We start from the raw sequence: 18,180 nt of genomic DNA, 5'->3' as shown, positions 1-18,180 counted from the left end.
GCGGGCCCTCACCAGGAGGAGCGGACGATGGAACTGCAGCACGCGTTCACCGTGCCTGTCCCGGTCGACGAGGCGTGGCGGGCGCTCCTCGACATCGAGCGGGTGGCGCCGTGCATGCCGGGTGCCACGGTGGAGGACTTCGACGGCACCACGGTCACGGGCCGGGTGAAGGTGAAAGTGGGCCCGGTCACCGTCACCTACCGCGGCACCGCGGTCTTCGAGGAGCGGGACGCGGCGGGGCACCGGATGGTGCTGGCCGCGAGCGGCAAGGAGACCAGGGGGCAGGGCACGGCCCGCGCCACCGTCACCGGCACGCTCACGGAGGCGGACGGCGGCACCCGGGTGGCGGTGTCCACGAACCTGGCGGTGACGGGGCGTCCCGCGCAGTTCGGGCGCGGGGTGATGGCGGACGTCGGGGAGCGCGTCCTGGGGCAGTTCGCGGCGTGTCTCGCCCGGCGCCTCGGGCCGCAGGACGAGCCCAGAGACGCGGAGCCCGCGTCCGAGCCGCGGGACGCGCGTCCCTCGCCGGGGCCGCGGGACGCCCATGCCCCGTCGGAGCCGCGGGACGCGGTGCCCGCGCAGGGGCGGGAGGCCGGGCCGGTGCCGGCGGCGCCGGGGCCCGAGCCGCTCGACCTCCTGGGCGCGGCGGCGGTGCCGCTCGCCAAGCGGGCCGCCCTGCCGGCGCTCGGCGCCGCGATCGCGCTCGCCGTCTTCACGGCGGTACGCAGGCGCAGGCGCAGGCGGCGATAGCCGGGGCCCGGAACAGCGGGGCCGTACCAGGGGCCCCGTCCGCGCCCGCCCCGTCAGACGCGCAGGCCGTCCACGAGGACCGCGACGACGCGGCGGGTGTGCTCGGGGCCACGGCCGGGGACGGGCTGGGAGAGCTGGGCGAGGGCGTGCAGCAGGTCCTCGGCGCCGATGTCGTCGCGCACCGTGCCGTCGGCGACCCCCGCCGCCAGCAGCGCCGCGAGGGTGGGGCCGAGCCGTGCCATGAAGTAGCCGGGCAGCCCCGCGAACGCCGGGTCGCCCGAGTGCAGCGCCGAGGCGAGGCCGCGCTTGGTCGCGAGCAGGTCGGTGAAGCGGCCCACCCACGCGGTGAGCGCGTCCACCGGCGGGTGCGCCGCGCTCAGCTCGGGGCCCGCGTCGGCCACCGCGTCGATCCCGCTCTCCACCACGGCCTTGACCAGGTCGGCACGTTGCGGGAAGTGCCGGTACAGGGTGCCGACGCCGACCCCGGCGAGGTCGGTGATCTCCTTCGCGGGCGCGTCCACCCCCGAGGTGGCGAAGACGCGCCGTGCGGCCTCGACCAGCGCGTCGACGTTGCGCCTCGCGTCGGCGCGGCGCCTGCGCGGCGCAGGGCCGCCGTCCGCCCTGGCCGCAGGCTCCCGCGGCACCGCCTCCTCGCGCGTCCTGTCCTGGGACACCACACCACCTCCGCTTGCATAACCGGAAAAGCTTTCCGTATAGTTCCGGAAAGGCATTCCGTTTCGGGTAGCCTACGGCATCGCCCCGAAGGCGACCACCGCATGGAGGACACCGTGCAGTACCGCACCCTCGGCAGGACCGGCATCCGGGTCAGCCCCTACGCGCTGGGCACCCTGATGTTCGCGACCAGCATGGGCAACGACCCGCGTGACTCGATCCGCATCATCCACAGGGCGCTCGACGCCGGGATCAACCTCGTCGACACCGCCGACGCCTACGCGGACTCCGAGGACATCGTCGGCAGGGCACTCGAAGGGCGCCGCGACGACGTGGTGCTCGCCACCAAGTTCGGCCGCCCGCGCCCCGGGGACCAGGACGCCAACCGCCGCGGCGGCGCCCGCCGCTGGATCGTCACCGCCGTCGAGGAGTCGCTGCGGCGGCTGCGCACCGACCACATCGACCTCTACCAGCTCCACCGCCCCGACCCCGACACCGACATCGAGGAGACCCTGTCCGCCCTCACCGACCTGATCCGCAGCGGGAAGGTCCGCGCGATCGGCGCGTCGGGGACGCCCGCCTGCGACATCGTCGAGGCGCAGTGGGTCGCCGAGCGGCGCGGCCTCGCCCGCTTCCACACCGAGCAGCCCGTCTACTCCCTGCTCAACCGCGGCATCGAGCGCGACGTCCTGCCCACCGCCCAGCGCTTCGGGATGGGCACCCTGGTGTGGGGGCCGCTCGGCCAGGGCCTGCTCACCGGCCGCGTCCGCAGGAACGCGCCGAACCCGCTGCGGCGCTCGGGCATGGTCCGGCACATGGAGGACGAGCGCAGGCTCGACACGGTGGAGCGGCTGATCCCCCTCGCGGCGGAGGCGGGCCTGCCGATGACCCACCTCGCGATGGCGTTCACCATCGCGCACCCCGGGGTCACCAGCGCGCTGATCGGGCCGCGCACCATGGAGCACCTCGACGACCTGCTCGCGGGCCTCGACGTGGCGCTCGGCGACGACGTCCTCGACCGCGTCGACGAGATCGTCCCGCCCGGCACCGACATCGGCGTCCTCGACCAGGCCCATCTGCCCCCGGCCCTCGAAGTCCCGGGGCTGCGCCGCCGCCCCCGGGCCGGGCGCGCCGCGGCGTGACACCGGGGCGGCGGGGCGCGACCGCCGTGGCCCTCGGCCGCTCACCGTACGATTATCTCGCTCCACACCTGCTTGCCCCCGCTCACCGGCAGCGTCCCCCACGCCGCCGACACCGCCTCGACGAGGAGGATTCCGCGCCCGCCGGTGGCGGCCCAGCCGATGTTGGTGGGCTTGACCGGGGTGCGGGGCGACGAGTCGCCGACGGCGACCCTGAGGCGGTCGTTGATCAGGGTGAGGTCGAGCCGCACCGGGCCCTCGGTGTGCACGAGGGCGTTGGTGACCAGTTCGGAGACCACGAGCAGCGCGGTGTCGACCTCCTGGGTGACGCCCCAGGCCCGCAGGGTGCGGCGGGTGAAGCGGCGGGCGTGCCGCGGCGCCTCGGGCACCCGCCAGATGGTCCAGCTCTCCCGCTCGGGCCGTATCGCGAGGCCGTCGTAGCGCATCAGCAGCAGGGCGACGTCGTCGCTGCGGTTGGCGCTGCCGAGGAGCGCGTCGGCCAGCAGCCCCAGGTCGTCGGCGTCCGCGTCGCCGAGGGCCGCGAGCAGGCCCCGTACGCCGTCGTCCATGGTGAGGTCGGCGGACTCGACGAGGCCGTCCGTGGTGAGCGCGATCAGGGTGCCGGGCCGCAGGCCCACCGGGGTCATCGGGTACTCGGCCTCCGCGACCACGCCGAGCGGCGGGCCGCCCTCCGCGTCGACGAGTTCGGTGGCGCCGTCGCGGTGGCGCAGCAGCGGCGCCAGGTGCCCGGCGAGCACACACCAGGCGGTGCCCTCCTCCATGTCGACGTCCACGTAGCAGCAGGTGGCGAAGAGGTCGCTCTCCATGCCGACGAGGAGCCTGTTGGCGTGGGAGACGACGACGTCGGGCGGGTGGCCCTCGACGGCGTAGGCGCGCAGCGCGGTGCGCATCTGGCCCATGAGGGTGGCCGCCTGCGCGTTGTGGCCCTGGACGTCGCCGATGACGAGCGCGACGTGGTTGTCGGGCAGCGGGATGACGTCGTACCAGTCGCCGCCGACGCCGAGCCCGACGGTGGAGGGGAGGTAGCGGGCGACGGCGAGGCCGCCCGGCAGGTCGGGCAGCCGGGGCGGCAGCAGGGCGCGCTGGAGCTGGCCGACGAGTTCGTGCTCGGCGTCGAAGGCGTGGACGCGGGCGAGTTCCTGGCCGGCGAGCGCGGCGGCCGCGGTGAGCAGCGCGCGCTCGTCGGGGCCCGAGGTGTGGGGGCGGTCCCAGCCGATGAGGCAGACGCCGACGGTGCGGCCCGCGGCGGGCAGCGGCAGCACGGCGAGGCCGCCGGGGCCCACCTCGGCGAGCGAGGGCTCCAGGTCGGCCGCGGTGGGCCAGACGGCGGTGCGGCCCTCGTTGAGGGCGGCGGACAGCGCGGGCATGGTGCGCACCGGCGCGTCCGGCCACTCGGTACGCCACTCGGTGCGCCACAGCGGGGGCCACAGCTCGGGTTCCGGCGGGTCGAGGACGGTGACGACGAGCCGGTCCGAGGTGAGTTCGGCGAGGGCGACCCGGTCGGCGCCGAGCGGCTGGCGCAGCGCGGTGACGATGGCCTGGCTGACGTCGCGCACGGTGTTCGCGGCGGCCAGCCTGGCCGCGAGCCGCTGCACCCGGGAGACGTCCTTGGCCCCGGCGCGGCTGCCCGAGGTGTCGATGATGGTGCCGTGCAGCCGCAGCGGCTGCTCCTCGGTGGCGGGCAGCACCTGGCCGCGCAGCCGCAGCCAGCGCGGCTCGCCGGAACGGCGGCGGATGCGGAAGTCGAGTTCGCGGTCGCCGATGGCCATGTGGTCGGGCTCGACGACGGACATCAGGGTCGGCAGGTCCTCGGGGACGGTGCGGGCGAGAAGGGTCTCCACCCGGCCGTCGAACTCGCCGCGGGCGATCCCGAAGAGGCCGAGCACCTCGTCGTTGACCTCGACATGGCCGCTGTCCATGGTGAGCACGAAGGACACCGGGCGCTCCTTCGGCTCCCCGTGGCGGCCGCCGTCGCGGCCCGGGGCCGCGCCGCCGAGGGCGGCGGCGAACACCGCGAGGACGGCGCGGTCGTCGGGTCCGAAGGCGCCGGGGCCCGCGCCGACGACGGTCAGGGCGCCCCCGCCTGCCTCGCCGACGCGCAGCGGCAGGACGGCGAGGCAGGCATCGCCCGCGGCGGGCAGCCCGGCGCGGGCCGCCTCGGCGCCGTCGGGCGTGAGGTCGGCCGCGGTGCCCCAGAGGGGGTTTCCGGTGCGGTGGACACGGGCGGGCGGGGAGTCGCCCGCGGGGTCGTAGGCGTTCTCGACGCCGTAGACGGCGCGGGGCACGCCCGCGACGCCCACGAGCCGCAGGGTGCCGCGCTGCGGCAGGTGCACGGCCGCCAGGGTGGCGGGGGTGAAGACCAGGATCTGTTCGACGACGGACCGGGTACGGCGCTGCGCGTCCAGGCCCGCGGGAATCGCCTTGAGCGCGCTCTCGACACGCAATGTTCCGATTCCCCGTCCCGTCGAGCTTTCGCTGACCACAATCCGTCATTACAGCGCTTCTGGGTCTATTGCGCACCCCCTGTGACCGTTCCGAGGCCCGGCACGGCGGGGCGGGCAACTGTACGCGCGGGTGGGCGGGGCACGGGGGCTGGGGGCGGATCGGGAGGCGGTGTTTCCGGTTGTGCGCGTCGGGTGCCCAGGGGCGGGGCCGCCGGGGTGCGGGCGGGCCTCCGGCGGGCATCCGGCAGGCCGCGAACGGGCGCGGGGCGGGTGCCCCGCGGCCCGCGCGCGGTAGGGGTGCGCCGGGCGGGGTCAGGCGGCGACGACGGCGACGCCGACCCTGCCGCCGTCCACGTCGACGACGGTGCCGTGGACGAAGGCGGCCTCGTCGGAGGCGAGGTAGACCGCCGCACGCGCGATGGCCGCGGGGTGCCCGGGCGCGCCCGCGGGGGTGCCCCTCATCATCCCGGCGGCGGGGTGGCCGCCGTCGGGCAGCGGCTCCTGTACGACACCCGGGGAGATGGCGTTGACCCGTACCCCCGCGGGGCCGAACTCGGCCGCCCAGGCCCTGGTCAGGGTCTCCACGGCGCCCTTGCTCGCGCTGTAGGCGACACCGACCGGGAGGCCGAGGCGGGCCACCCAGGAGCCCAGGTTGACGATCGCGCCGCCGCCGGCCTGTGCCATCGCGGGGGCGAGGGCGGCGGTGAGGAAGAAGGGCGCCTTCACGTTGACGGCCATGATCCGGTCGAAGGTCTCGGGGGTGGTGGTCGTGGTGGTGTCGGCGGGGAAGATCCCGGCGTTGTTCACCAGGATGTCGACGTGCCCGCCGAGGGTCCGGGCGGCGGACTCGGCGAGGGCGCGGGACGCCCGTTCGCTGCCGTCGAGGTCGGCGGGGACGAACTCGGCGGTGCCGCCCGCCGCCCTGATGCCCTCCACGACGGCCTTGCCGCGCTCCGCGCTGCGGCCCGAGACGGCCACGCGGGCCCCCTCGGCGGCGAACGCCTCCGCGATGGCGCGTCCGATGTTGCTGGTGGCCCCGGTGACGAGTGCGGTCCTGCCGCTGAGGCGTGTGCCCATGGTGTGCTGCTCGCTTCCTGAGATTGAACTGTCCGGTCCATTTTTTGGGGCAGACCTCTCCCCGGGCGCGACGGAGTCCGCGACACCTTCTGGACCGCTGAGTCCATTCCACCGTAGCGCCCCGGGAACGCTCCGGCCACCACCGCTCCTCCCGCGCGGCCCGGGGCGGGCGAGGGGGCCCGGGGGCGGTCTGTTGTACTGGCGGGAGTCCGCCCCCGCGCCAGCGGTCGCCCGCACGGCGCGGGCGGCGCGCACACCCCCGTACCACCCGCGCCAAGAAGGACGGCACCATGGCCAAGCTTGAAGTCATCGTCGCGAGCACCCGCCCCGGGCGTATCGGTCTGCCGGTGGGGCGGTGGATCGCCGAGGAGGCGGTCGCGCACGGCGCGTTCTCCGAGGTCGAACTGGTCGACCTGGCCGAGGTGAACCTGCCGTTCCTCGACGAGCCGCACCACCCACGCCTCGGCAAGTACACCCACCAGCACACCAGGGACTGGAGCGCGAAGGTGGCGAGCGCCGACGCCTTCACGTTCGTCATGCCCGAGTACAACTACGGCTTCAACGCCCCGCTGAAGAACGCCATCGACTTCCTGCACCACGAGTGGCTGCACAAGCCGGTCGGCCTGGTCAGCTACGGCGGGGTGTCGGCGGGCACCCGCGCCGCCCAGATGATCAAGCAGGTGCTGAGCGCGCTGCGGATGGTCGTGGTGCCGGACGCGGTGTCCATCCCGTTCGTCCAGCAGTTCCTCGACGAGGACGGCGCCATAGCGCCGAACGACGTCATGACCTCGGCCGCCAAGACGATGTTCGCGGAGCTGGTCCGGCTGAGCGACGCGCTGCGGCCGCTGCGCGACGGCGCCTGACCCGCACGCCTGCCACGGACGGCCCGGGCCCCGTACGGCCCGGGCCCCGCGCCCGGGGTCCTGAGGGACCGGTACAGTGGCCGGGCACGTCACGAGCCGAGGAGGTGGGACCCATTCCCCTGTCAGTCAGGCGGGCGCTCTCCCCCCACGGCCATGCGCGTGGCCGCTAGGCCGTCGTGAGCGGGGGGTGCCCGTCGGCACTCCGAAAGGTCTTTCCGCCATGTCGGTGGCTTCGTCCCCTCAGCACCCCTCCTCCGGGGAGCCCTCCCCCGCCGCTTCCCCGGCCCCCGGGTCCCGTCCCGCACCGCTCTCCGAGTCCGCCGTCGTCGCCGCGCTGCGCGCCGCGGGCTGTGTCTTCGCGGAGGACGAGGCGCGGCTCCTGATGGCCGCGGCGGCCTCCCCCGGCCCGCCCGACGGCGGGCTCGAAGCGCTGGTGGCGCGCCGTGTCGCCGGGCTGCCGCTGGAACAGGTGGTCGGCTGGGCGGAGTTCTGCGGGCTGCGCATCGCGCTCGAACCCGGTGTCTTCGTGCCGAGGCGCCGCACCGAGTTCCTCGCCACGCGGGCCCTGGAGCTGGCGCCGCCCCGGCCCGTCGCGGTCGACCTGTGCTGCGGCTCGGGCGCGGTGGCCGCGGTGCTCGCCGCCCGGCTCGACCTCGCGGAGCTGCACGCCGCTGACGTGGACCCGGCGGCGGTGCGCTGCGCGCGCCGTAACGTGCCGCCGCCGGGCGCCGTCCACGAGGGCGACCTGTTCGCGGCGCTGCCCGCACGGCTGCGGGGCACGGTCGGTGTGCTCTGCGCCAACGTGCCGTATGTGCCGAGCGGTGACATCGCGCTGCTGCCGCAGGAGGCCCGGGTGCACGAGCCGCTGGTGGCGCTCGACGGCGGCGGGGACGGGCTCCGGGTGCTGCGCCGGGTGACCGCAGGGGCGGCGGGCTGGCTGGCGCCCGGCGGGGTGCTGCTGATCGAGACCGGCGAGCACCAGGTCGCCGCGGCCGTCGAGGCGTTCGCGCGCGGCGGCCTCGACACCCGCGTCGAGGAGTGCGCGGAACTCGGCGCCACGGTCGTCGCGGGCGTACGGGCCCGGTAGGCGGGGGCGGCGCCGCCCCCGGGACCGGCAGGGGCCGAGGCGGCCCGGGCGCCGGATGCTCCGTGCGCCCGGGCCGCACGCGCCGGGGCCTCGTGGTGGGTCAGGCGGCGTGGGGGCGCCGGGCCTCGCCGGGGAGATGGCCCGCGGCGGCCAGGCCGGGGGGCGCCGTGGCGAGCGCCGTGCGGATGGCCTCCATCAGGGCGCGTGCGGACTCCTCGGTCAGCTCCACCGCGATCCTGGCGGAGGGGCCCTCGGCCGGGTTGAGGAAGTCGATGTTGACGGTGTGGTCCTGCTGCGCGTGCTGGGGGTGGTCGACGTAGACCATGGCCTCGGTCAGCGCGAAGTAGCCGCGCGGGCCCTTGCCGCTGCCCTCGATCGCGGTCTTCTCGGTGAGGTACGTGCACATGTGCTGCTGCCTTCCGTGGCGGGGTTGCCGGGTGTCAGGCGGACAGGTGGCGGCCGAAGAAGCCGAGGACCCGCTGCCAGCCGTCGAGCGCGGCCTCCGGCCGGAAGCTGGGCCGGTTGACGGCGAAGAAGGCGTGCCCCGCGCCCTCGTAGCTGTGGAACTCGTACTCCTTGCCGTGCGCCTTCAGCTCCTGTTCGAGGGCGGCGACGTTCTCGGGCGAGGGGTGGCTGTCCTCGGCGCCGAAGAGGCCGAGCAGCGGGCAGGAGAGGTCCTTGGTGAGGTGGACGATGGGCTGTCCCGCGGAGGTGAGCCCGGCGGGCGGCTCGCCGGTGACGAAGGCGCCGTAGCAGTCGACCGCGGCCTGGAGTTCCAGCGAGCAGCCCGCGAGGAAGGACTGGCGGCCGCCCGAGCAATAGCCGATGGTGCCCACCCTGCCGTTGGACGAGGTCAGCCCGCGCAGATAGGCGGCGGCCCCGGCCACGTCGCCGACCAGGCGCTCGTCGGGCACCCCGCCCTGGGCGCGGGCGGTGGCGGAGGCGTCGTCGGGGTCGGCGCCCGGGGCCTCCCTGGTGTACAGGTTCGGGCAGACGGCGTTGTAGCCCTCGGCGGCGAACCGGCGCGTTATCTCCTTGGTCTGGATGTCGTAGCCGGGCATGTGGTGGATGACCACGACGGACCCGACCGGACCCGGGGTCAGCGGCCTGGCCGCATACGCTTCGATGGCATCGCCGCCGTGTCCCGTGATCGTGACGGTCTCGGCGAGCAGTGCGTCGTACATGGACGTCCTCGGTTCCTGTCCCAGGGGCGGGTGTTCTCTGTGCGCTCCGGCGGGGGCCGGAGGGGTGGTGCGGCCCGCGGGCGCCGGGCGGGCGCGCCCCGCGGGCGGTTCGGGTGCCGGGATCTCGCGGCCCGGCTCAACCGCCGTCCGGTGCGCCCGGGTTGTCGGTCCTTCCGGCGGCGGGGCCCTGCTGCACCTGGTCGGCGAGCGCTTCGAGGGCGGGCAGCGCGTCGTGCAGCAGCCTGATGCGGTCGGCGGGGAGCCTGGCGATCTCGGTGGCGAGCTTGCCCGCGTGCTCGGTGCGCACCGAGCGCAGCACCGTACGGCCCTGCGGGGTGACGTCGACGAGGCTGGCCCGCAGGTCGGCCGGGTCGGCGCGGCGGTGGACCCAGCCGAGGCCCTCCAGCAGGTCGATCATGCGGGAGGCGGTGGACAGCGCGATACCCATCCGGGCGGACAGCTCGCTGATCCGCAGCGGGCCGCGGTCGTCGAGGGCGGCGAGCGCCGAGAGGCGGCTCGGGGTGAGGTCGCTGTGCACGCTCTGCGCCCGCAGCATCGGCATCAGGTGCTGGATGGAGGCGCGCAGCCGGGCCGCGAGGTCCTCCGAGTCCGGCTCCCCGTCCGCGGTGGCGGCGGGGCGCGGCAGCCGCGCCGGGGCCACGCCCCGGTCGGACCGCTGGTCCGCGGCGCGCTCGTACGGTGTACGCATCAGGGGCTCCCGGGGCGTTTCGGCGGTGTGGACTGCGGCCCCGGCCTGCCGGGCCGGGTGCCGGAGCGGGCGTCGGTCGCTCCCGTTCCGGCCGTGCCACCCTCGGCCGCGTCACGGGTGGGGGCGGCTTCGCCGGCACGGTGCGGGGGCCCCGCGGGTCCCGCGGACGGGGTGGCGCCCGCGCCGGAACCGGCCAGGGTCCTGCTGTCGCCGTGATAGTACTTGCCGCCGCGCAGCAGCGAGGCGCAGGCGGCGATCAGGCAGGCGGCGATGGCGAAGCCGAAGGCCACCGAGAGCCCGTCGGCGAAGGGGCCGGAGATGAGCTGCGGGAAGAAGGTGCGCCCGGTGAGGTAGGAGGCGTGCCCGGACGGCAGGTTGTCGAGGACGTGGGGCCCGAGGAGGGTCTGGACGGGGTTGTAGCCGAGCAGCGAGGCGAACAGGACGCTCACCGGGGGCAGTGCGGCGACCCGGTGCGCGTCGGCGGCCGGGACGCCCTGGGCGGTGAGGCCGTGGGTCATGGCGGACGGCAGCGAGGAGGTGAGGCCCGCGATCATCAGCGAGAAGAAGATGCCGATGGACAGCACCATGGCGGAGTTCTGGAAGGTGGTGCTGATGCCCGCGCCGACGCCGCGCTGGTCGGCCGGGAGGCTGTTCATGATGGCGGCCCTGTTGGGCGACGCGAACAGGCCCATGCCGACGCCGTTGAGCAGCAGGATCAGGGCGAACCAGAGGTACGAGAAGTCCACGGGGAGCACTTCGAGCGCCGCGAAGCTGCCGGCCGCGAGGACCATGCCCCCGGTGGCGAAGGTGCGCGCGCCGAACCGGTCGGAGAGCCAGCCGGAGACGGGCCCGGCGCCGAGGAAGCCGACGGTGAGCGGCAGCATGTAGATGCCGGCCCACAGCGGGGTCTGGGAGAAGCTGAAGCCGTGCCGGGGCAGCCAGATGCCCTGGAGCCAGATGATGAGCACGAACATCAGTCCGCCGCGGCCGAGGCTGGCGAGGAGCCCGGCGAGGTTGCCCGCGGTGAAGGCGCGGATTCTGAAGAGCGACAGGTGGAACATCGGCGACGCCACCCGGGTCTCGATGACGCAGAACACGGCCAGGACGACGACGCCGCCCGCGAGCGCGAGGACGACCCAGGGGTTGGCCCAGCCCATGGTGTTGCCGCCGTACGGCTGGATGCCGTAGGTGATGCCGGTGAGGACGGAGACGAGGCCGACGGCGAAGGTGATGTTGCCCCACCAGTCGAGCCGGGCCGGGGTGCGCACCCCGGTGTCCCTGAGCCGCATGTAGGCCCAGACGGTGCCGAAGACGCCGATCGGGACGGAGACGAGGAAGACCAGCCGCCAGTCGACGGGGCCGAGGAGACCGCCGAGCACCAGCCCGATGAAGGAGCCCGCGATGCCCGCGACCTGGTTGAGGCCGAGGGCGAGGCCGCGCTGCCTCGCGGGGAAGGCGTCGGTGAGGATGGCGTTGGAGTTGGCCATGAGCATGGCGCCGCCGACGCCCTGGAGCACCCGCATGACGATCATCCAGACCGCGCCCGCGGTGCCGTCCATCCAGGTCACCGAGAGCATGACGGAGAAGACGGTGAAGACGGCGAACCCGAGGTTGTACATCCTCGTTCTGCCGTAGATGTCGCCGAGCCTGCCGAAGCTGACCACGAGCACCGCGGTGACCACGAGATAGCTCATGATCAGCCAGAGCAGCAGGCTGGTGTTGCCCGGTTCGAGCGGGTCGACGCCGATACCGCGGAAGATGTCGGGCAGCGCGATCAGCATGATCGACTGGTTGATCGTGGCGATGAGCACGCCGAGGGTCGTGTTGGACAGCGCGATCCACTTGTAGCCGGGGGCGGGGCCCGCCTCGGGCCGTGCGGGGCCTGACGCCTGCACACCGTTCACCACGGGCCACCACTCCCACCGGGACGCGGATCTCCCATTTACTTGCTTGACGTCAACCAATCTAGTCCGTGGCGCCCGGCTGGTCCAAGCGGGTGCCGCGGGGGCGGCCGCCCCGTCCTGCGCGGGGCGCTCTCACCGGCTCGGGACGTCGGTGGGTACGGCGGCGGCGGCCGGGGGCGCGCAGGCGGGTACGGGCGCGGGGGCGGCGCGGGTGAACCAGACGATCTTGCCGGTGGGGGTGGGGGCGGTGCCCCAGGTGTCGCCGAGGGCGGCGACGCGCGCGAGGCCGCCGCTTCCGTCGTCGCGGGGGCGGGGCGGTGCGGCGTCGGGGTCGGAGACGGCGGCGGTGAGGCGGCGGCCGTTCCAGCGGAGTTCGACGATGCAGCCGGGGGCGGGGCCCGCGTGCTGGGCGGCGTTGCGGAACAGTTCGCCCACGCCGCGGCAGACGGGCTCGGCGTGGTCGGCGAGGCCCCAGTGCCTGAGATGGGCGGCGACGATGCTGCGGATATGGGGCTCGCGGTGGGGGGCCGCGGTCACTACGAGGGCGTAGTAGCGGTTGACCTGCGCGGTCATGCCTGGTGCTCCTTCGTGGGGCCCGCCTCGCCGTGGGTCCCCCCCCGGTTCTGCGTGTACGGAGAGTGGGCGGTGGTGTCCTGTGGGTGGGTCCCAGGGTCGCCGTGGCCGGGGCGCCGCGCAACACGGGGCCGGACGCGCCGAAGGCCGCGGCGCGTCCGGCCCTTGCCTCCGCACGGGGTCTCCTGGTCCGTTCCTGTCCCGTGCGGACGTTCGGGGGGCGCGGGGTGCGCCCCGGTGGGGTCGGGCTCAGTGGACGCCGAAGGAGGTGATGGTGAGGGTGGTGACGCTCTGGCTCGCGCAGCCCTTGAGGCCGGGCACCGAGACGACCTTGGAGGCGCGTTGGCCCGGCGGGTAGACGCGGATGCCGCTGGCGCTGCTCGCGTGGCAGCCGGGGTCGGTGGCGACGGCCGCGGTGAGGACGCGCAGGGTGGCCTCCTCGCGCTGTCCCGGCTTCATGACGACGCGTCCGCCGGCCTGGGCCCCCGCGCGGTCGGCGGGCTTGCCCACCTGGCGGCCCGCGGAGTCGACCATGGACACGCCGGGGAACCCGTAGAGGGAGCAGGCGCTGTCGCCGTTGTTGGTGACGCGCAACGGCCGGTAGAGGGAGCCGGCGGCACCCTCGCCCTGGCCGAGGCTGATGCCGAGGTCGGAGGTGGCGCAGACGGGCGGCTGCGAGCCGGTGGACTTGGGTTCGCCCGAGGCCGGGGGGTCGGAGGCGGGCGGCTGGGCGCTGCCGGGGCTGTGGGGGGCGTGGGAGGGCGGGGTGCTGGGGGGTGTGGAGTGCGGGGTCTCGGGCGGGGCCGGGGAGTCGCCCCGGTCGGCGGGGGTCTGCCGCTGGTCCGCGGTGTCGCCGACGGCGACGCTGTCGGGCGTGGGGCCGCCGGAGGTGGCGGTGAGGGTGAGGGCGACGGCCGCGGCGCAGCCCGCGACGGCGGCGCCCGCCCACATCACCCGGCGCCTGCGGCGGCCGTGTGCGCGCTGCCTGACGGTGTCGTAGGCGCCGGGGGGCGGCGCGAGCGGGGTCACGTCGTGGTCGAAAGCCTCGGCGACCTCGGAGGGTTCCCGGGTGTCGTCGTGGTCCCGGTCCGGCTCATGTCGTGGAGTCATGGAGTCCTCGCAGTTCGGCTCTGAGGGCCTGGCGTGCGGCGTGCAGGTCGCTCTTGACGGTGCCGGGGCGGCGGTGCAGCGCGGTGGCGATCTCGTCGATCCGCAGTCCGGCGTAGTAGTGCAGCAGGACGGGCACGCGCTGGCGCTCCGGCAGGCTCTGCACGAGGTGTTTGACGATCGCGCCGCGGTCGGCGGGCGGCGCGGTCTCGGTGGCTTCCCTGGTGAGTCTGCGCAGCGCGGTGCGCTCCTTGTCGAGGTGGCGCCAGTGCTGCTTTATCAGGTTGGAGGCGACGGAGTAGAGGTAGGGGACGGGTGCGTCCACGGTGCCCCAGCGGGACCAGAGCCGGGTGAACGCCTCGGCCGCGGTCTCGTGGGCGATCTCGTCGGAGTGGACGAGACTGCGGCACCAGCCCGCGAGTCTGGGGTAGGCGGCGGCGAACAGCGCCGCCGCCTCGGCTTCGCGCCCGTCGGCGCGCGGCCGGTCACCCACCCGTCCCTGCACTGCCGTGTTGACGGCGTCCATGGCCTTCCCGCCGTTTCCGGAGTCGGTTGGTCGTCGCCCCGGCGCTGGGTCCTTCCGGGGTCCTGGCGGTACGGGCGGTGTGCGGCCCCGGTGGCTCCGGGGTCGGCAGGCCGCGTGCTTCCGGTCCCGCCTGCTGTGGTGCGGTCACTCTCCTTAGAGCACGCGGGGACCGGTTCGGTTGTAAAGGGATGGTCAAGTCTCGTCCCGAGTGCGGGCATGGGCGGTCCGCGCCGTGCGGGCCCGCTCCGGGGTCCGTGAATCCGGGAGGAATACGGGGGCCGGGGCGGGGAACACGCACGTACGCAGGGGTGACAGTAGTGATCTCCCGACTGGTCATCGGGTCTTCACGGCAACCCGGCCGCGCACCTGGGACATGTGTGCGGCCGGGTTTCCCCTCCCCCTCGCCGGTGGCCGCCGTGACGGCCCCTCACTTCCCACGGCCGCCCCGCCGCCGTATCGCTCAAGAGGGTTGGCCCATTGCTCGGTTCGGCCCATTCGCGCCGCCTCTGGTGCGAGTGTCGCCGCCGGGGGCCGTGGTGCGTGCGGTAGTCCTCGTGGGTCCGTTATGTGCCCGTTCACCCGGAGGCAGCCGATGCCGCAGCGCCCTTCCCGTCTCAAGGCATTCCGTCCCACGGGGCGCAAGAAGCTGCTCGGGGCCGGGGTGGCGCTCGCACTGATCGGCCTCAACGCCCCCGCGGTGGTCGGCTTCGCCCAGGACCAGTACCACGACTGGGCCATCAACAGGCCCTCGTACAAGGCGGCGCGCGGCCACTGGGACCTGGCGGACATGCCGAAGCGCTACCAGTTGAACGCCATCCACGCGGTGATGCTGCGCACCGGGAAGGTGCTGCTGATCGCGGGATCGGGCAACGACGTGCACCACTTCGAGGGCGGCACGTTCCGCAGCACGATCTGGGACCCGGTGAAGAACACCTTCCGCAAGATCGACACCCCGGACGACATGTTCTGCGCGGGCCAGGCCCAACTGCCCGACGGCAAGATCCTCATCGCCGGCGGCACCGGCCGCTACGAGGCGTTGAAGGGGGACGTGAAGCGGGCCGGGGGCGCGATGGTCGTCAAGAACGAGAACCCGGACAAGGCCCGTGTCATCCCCAAGGGCACGGTGTTCCGCTCCCCGTCGGGCACGGAGTACCGGGCGCAGACCACGGTGCGGGTGCCGGCCGCGAAGAAGCGCCAGGCCGGGCGCAGGGGCGCGGCGCGGGTGACCGCGAGCGAGGTGCGGGTGTACGTGGAGGCCACGGAGGACGGCCCCAAGGGCATCACCAACACCACAGAGCAGTACACGGTCAAGGGCTTCAAGGGCGCCGAGCGCCGCAACGTGTACGGCATCGCGAACAAACTCGGCCTGGACAAGAAGGACTTCCAGGGGATCAGGGGCGCGTACGAGTTCGACCCGGTGACGGAGAAGTACACCGAGGTGGGCTCGATGGCGGAGGCCCGCTGGTATCCGACGCTGACGACGCTCACCGACGGCAAGGTGCTCGCGGTGTCGGGGCTCGACGAGATCGGGCAGGTGGTGCCGGGCAAGAACGAGGTGTACGACCCGGCGACGAAGACCTGGTCGAAGGCGCCGAGCCGGTACTTCCCCACGTACCCCTCCTTCTTCCTGACGGGCCGTGACCGGGTCTTCTACACCGGCTCGAACGCGGGCTACGGCCCCGCGGACAAGGGCCGCGTCCCGGGCATGTGGAACCTGCGGAGCAACTCGTTCACGCCGGTGCGGGGCCTGAGCCACCCGGACATCATGGAGACGTCCTCGTCGGTGCTGCTGCCGCCCGCGCAGGACCACCGGGTGATGGTGCTCGGCGGCGGCGGTGTCGGGGAGTCGAAGAAGGCGACCGCGCGCACCGCGCTGATCGACCTCGACGACGCGAAGCCCGCCTTCAAGGACGGCCCCGAGCTGCCCGTGAAGACCCGCTACCTGAACAGCGTGATCATGCCGGACGACACGGTGTTCACCACCGGCGGCAGCAGCGACTACCGGGGCAGGGGCGCGAGCGACATCCACAAGGCGCAGTTCTACGACCCCGGCAAGAACACGTTCACCGGGGCGGCGGCCCCCGCGGTGGGCCGCGACTACCACACCGAGGCGCTGCTGCTGCCGGACGGCAGGGTGGCGGTGTTCGGCTCCGACCCGCTCTTCTCGGACAAGGCGGGGACCAGGCTCGGCCGCTTCGAGCAGCGGGTGGAGGTGTACACGCCCCCGTACCTCTTCCACGGCAAGCGCCCCGGACTGTCCGGGGGGCCGGGGCAGGTGGCGCGCGGCGGCGCGGCCACGTTCCGCACCGCGAAGGGCGCCGACATCGCCTCGGTGCGGATGATCAGGCCGGGCTCCGCGACCCATGTGACGGACTTCGACCAGCGCTCCGTGGCGCTGGGCATGAAGCGGTCGGGGGACCGGCTGACGGTGCGCGTCCCCGACGACCGCTCGCTTGTGCCCTCCGGCTGGTACATGGTCTTCGCCGTCGACAAGCACGGGACGCCGTCGAAGGCGCGGTGGGTGCGGGTCGGCTGACCGCAGGGCGGGGGCCCATGGGTTAGCGTCGTGGGCGGCGTGGCGGAGACGGTCCAGGGGAGGGCGGATGGGCGTGACGGCGTTCGACGAGTCGGAGCGCAGGGCGTGGGCGGGCCGGGCGGACGCCTACGCGGCCGGTTTCGCCAAGCTCTGCTCGTATCCGGTCCCCCGGCTGCTCGACGCGGCCGGGGTCGGCGCGGGCACGCGCGTCCTCGACGTGGGGACGGGCACGGGCGGCGCGGCCGCCGGGGCGTGTGCGCGGGGCGCCCGGGTCACGGCGGTGGACGCCGAGCCCGCGATGGTCGCCGCCGCCGCACGCGAGGTGCCCGCTGCGGATGTGCGGCTTGCGGCCCTGCCGGAACTGCCCTTCGCCGACGGCGCGTTCGACGCCGTGGTCGGCAACTTCGTCCTCAACCACGTCGGAAGGCCCCGGGCGGCGCTTGCGGAGCTGCGCCGGGTGACGCGGCGCGGCGGGAGGGCGGCCGTCACGGTCTGGGCGGCCCCGGCCGCCGAGGGGCAGGCCCTGCTCGGACGGGCCGTGCGGGCGGCGGGCGTCGAACGCCCCGCCCATCTGCCCGCCCTCGACCCCGGGGACGACTTCCCCCGCACCGAGCGGGGCCTCGCGGCGCTGCTGCGCGAGGCGGGTCTTGCGGACGTCGGCTGCGCCGCCCTGGCCTGGGGGCACAGGACCACCCCCGAGGAGTGGTGGAGCGGTCCCGCCGCCGGGGTGGCGACGATCGGGCAGACGGTGACGAGTCAGCCGCCGGAGGTCGTCGAGGAGATCGAGGGCCACTTCCGCGCGCTGTGCGCGGAGTTCACCGCCCCGGACGGCGCGCTCGTGCTGCCGCACACCGCGCTCGTGGCGCACGGCCGGGTGTGACACCGGGCGGCCCGGGGGCGGCACGCCCCGGCAAGCGCGGCCGTCACAGGAGGCGGTCGACCAGGGAGCGCGCCCACTCGGGGCTGCCCGGGGTCTCGTTGAAGACGGCGCGGTAGTAGAGGGGGCCGAGCAGCGCGTCCTCCGCGCGTTCGACGGACGGCGGCGTGCCGCCGCGCTCGCGCTCCTGGGCCAGCATCGCGCCGAGCTGTGCGAGCCGGTCGCCCCGGCACAGGCAGCCGCCCTGCTCGCCGAAGCCGATGGCGGCGCGCATCAGCGTGAGCACGTCGGGGTCGGCCAGGTCGGTCGCCACGTCCGCGGCCCACTGCCGCAGGTCGCCCGCGAGGGTCCCGGTGTCCGGGACCACGAGAGCGTCGTCGGCGCCGCTGAACCTGCTGGACGCCACGTCTTCGAGCAGCTCGCCGACCGAGCCCCACCGCCGGTACAGGGTGGTCGGGTGGACGCCCGCGCGTGCCGCCACGAGGGGCAGTGTCAGGGTCTCGCCGCCGCCCTCGGCCAGCAGCTCGCCCACGGCCGTGTGCACCGCGGCGCGCACCCGCGCCGACCGGCCGCCGGGTCGGCTGCCGGTGGTGCCCCCCGCGTGCTCCGCGGGTGTCTCGTCCCTGACGCGCACGTCACTCCACGACTCGGACATACGCCCACTATCGCATAGATCACTGCGACAAGCTAACGCATCGATGACTGCATTAC

At 74.7% G+C, this 18,180-nt stretch carries 17 protein-coding genes; 6 read left to right on the top strand and 11 right to left on the bottom strand.

Translation table 11 applies throughout. The features are described from left to right. Nucleotides 1-27: 27 nt before the first annotated feature. Nucleotides 28-750: an SRPBCC family protein gene (locus ACIBIW_RS08405; protein ID WP_399333348.1), complete on the top strand. Its 723-nt coding sequence runs from the start codon at nt 28-30 to the stop codon at nt 748-750. 53 nt (nt 751-803) lie between these two features. Here the strand turns inward: ACIBIW_RS08405 and ACIBIW_RS08400 are convergent, their stop codons facing one another. After that, nucleotides 804-1,394, bottom strand: a complete 591-nt coding sequence (locus tag ACIBIW_RS08400; protein ID WP_399334005.1) for a TetR/AcrR family transcriptional regulator — start codon at nt 1,392-1,394, stop codon at nt 804-806. A gap of 144 nt (nt 1,395-1,538) precedes the next feature. On the opposite strand from ACIBIW_RS08400, the gene ACIBIW_RS08395 reads away from it, so the two are divergent. Then, a complete protein-coding gene (locus ACIBIW_RS08395; RefSeq protein ID WP_399334003.1) occupies nt 1,539-2,564 on the top strand; it encodes an aldo/keto reductase in 1,026 nt (341 codons plus the stop codon). A gap of 41 nt (nt 2,565-2,605) precedes the next feature. Here the strand turns inward: ACIBIW_RS08395 and ACIBIW_RS08390 are convergent, their stop codons facing one another. Both ACIBIW_RS08390 and ACIBIW_RS08385 read right to left on the bottom strand, forming a co-directional pair. Then, nucleotides 2,606-5,026: a SpoIIE family protein phosphatase gene (locus ACIBIW_RS08390; RefSeq protein WP_399333346.1), complete on the bottom strand. Its 2,421-nt coding sequence runs from the start codon at nt 5,024-5,026 to the stop codon at nt 2,606-2,608. 312 nt (nt 5,027-5,338) lie between these two features. Then, entirely contained in the window at nt 5,339-6,103 is a 765-nt protein-coding gene (locus ACIBIW_RS08385) for an SDR family NAD(P)-dependent oxidoreductase (RefSeq protein WP_399333344.1), read from the bottom strand. A gap of 290 nt (nt 6,104-6,393) precedes the next feature. Between ACIBIW_RS08385 and ACIBIW_RS08380 the strand changes: the two genes are divergently transcribed. Then, nucleotides 6,394-6,966, top strand: a complete 573-nt coding sequence (locus tag ACIBIW_RS08380) for an NADPH-dependent FMN reductase (protein WP_399333342.1) — start codon at nt 6,394-6,396, stop codon at nt 6,964-6,966. A 220-nt stretch (nt 6,967-7,186) separates the two neighbouring features. Further along, entirely contained in the window at nt 7,187-8,053 is an 867-nt protein-coding gene (locus tag ACIBIW_RS08375; protein WP_399333340.1) for a putative protein N(5)-glutamine methyltransferase, read from the top strand. 100 nt (nt 8,054-8,153) lie between these two features. On the opposite strand, the gene ACIBIW_RS08370 is transcribed toward ACIBIW_RS08375, so the two are convergent. From ACIBIW_RS08370 to ACIBIW_RS08340, 7 genes are all read right to left on the bottom strand, one after another. After that, on the bottom strand, nt 8,154-8,459 hold the full coding sequence (locus tag ACIBIW_RS08370) for a DUF6295 family protein (RefSeq protein WP_399333338.1): 306 nt from the start codon (nt 8,457-8,459) through the stop codon (nt 8,154-8,156). Nucleotides 8,460-8,493: 34 nt separating this feature from the next. After that, a complete protein-coding gene (locus ACIBIW_RS08365) occupies nt 8,494-9,237 on the bottom strand; it encodes a dienelactone hydrolase family protein (protein ID WP_399333336.1) in 744 nt (247 codons plus the stop codon). A 136-nt stretch (nt 9,238-9,373) separates the two neighbouring features. Next, nucleotides 9,374-9,946 (bottom strand): MarR family winged helix-turn-helix transcriptional regulator, encoded by a 573-nt coding sequence (locus ACIBIW_RS08360; protein WP_399333334.1) that lies wholly within the window; start codon nt 9,944-9,946, stop codon nt 9,374-9,376. Further along, nucleotides 9,946-11,850: an MFS transporter gene (locus ACIBIW_RS08355; RefSeq protein WP_399334001.1), complete on the bottom strand. Its 1,905-nt coding sequence runs from the start codon at nt 11,848-11,850 to the stop codon at nt 9,946-9,948. Before ACIBIW_RS08355 ends, ACIBIW_RS08360 begins: the two co-directional genes overlap by 1 nt. A 132-nt stretch (nt 11,851-11,982) precedes the next feature. Then, nucleotides 11,983-12,423: an ATP-binding protein gene (locus ACIBIW_RS08350; RefSeq protein ID WP_399333332.1), complete on the bottom strand. Its 441-nt coding sequence runs from the start codon at nt 12,421-12,423 to the stop codon at nt 11,983-11,985. 249 nt (nt 12,424-12,672) lie between these two features. After that, nucleotides 12,673-13,533 carry a DUF4232 domain-containing protein gene (locus ACIBIW_RS08345; RefSeq protein ID WP_399333330.1) on the bottom strand — a complete coding sequence of 287 codons (861 nt, stop codon included), beginning with the start codon at nt 13,531-13,533 and terminating at the stop codon, nt 12,673-12,675. Then, entirely contained in the window at nt 13,517-14,056 is a 540-nt protein-coding gene (locus ACIBIW_RS08340; protein ID WP_399333328.1) for an RNA polymerase sigma factor, read from the bottom strand. Before ACIBIW_RS08340 ends, ACIBIW_RS08345 begins: the two co-directional genes overlap by 17 nt. Before the next feature lie 592 nt (nt 14,057-14,648). On the opposite strand from ACIBIW_RS08340, the gene ACIBIW_RS08335 reads away from it, so the two are divergent. Together ACIBIW_RS08335 and ACIBIW_RS08330 are read left to right on the top strand one after the other, a co-directional pair. Next, entirely contained in the window at nt 14,649-16,592 is a 1,944-nt protein-coding gene (locus ACIBIW_RS08335) for a galactose oxidase-like domain-containing protein (protein WP_399333326.1), read from the top strand. Between the two features lie 73 nt (nt 16,593-16,665). Continuing rightward, nucleotides 16,666-17,472: a class I SAM-dependent methyltransferase gene (locus ACIBIW_RS08330; protein WP_399334000.1), complete on the top strand. Its 807-nt coding sequence runs from the start codon at nt 16,666-16,668 to the stop codon at nt 17,470-17,472. 43 nt (nt 17,473-17,515) lie between these two features. On the opposite strand, the gene ACIBIW_RS08325 is transcribed toward ACIBIW_RS08330, so the two are convergent. Further along, nucleotides 17,516-18,124 carry a TetR/AcrR family transcriptional regulator gene (locus ACIBIW_RS08325; protein ID WP_399333324.1) on the bottom strand — a complete coding sequence of 203 codons (609 nt, stop codon included), beginning with the start codon at nt 18,122-18,124 and terminating at the stop codon, nt 17,516-17,518. Nucleotides 18,125-18,180 lie beyond the last annotated feature (56 nt).

This window comes from Streptomyces sp. NPDC050560, from assembly GCF_044457285.1.
In the GTDB taxonomy this organism is placed as follows: Bacteria; Actinomycetota; Actinomycetes; order Streptomycetales; family Streptomycetaceae; genus Streptomyces.
This window is presented reverse-complemented; position numbering and strand designations above follow the sequence as displayed.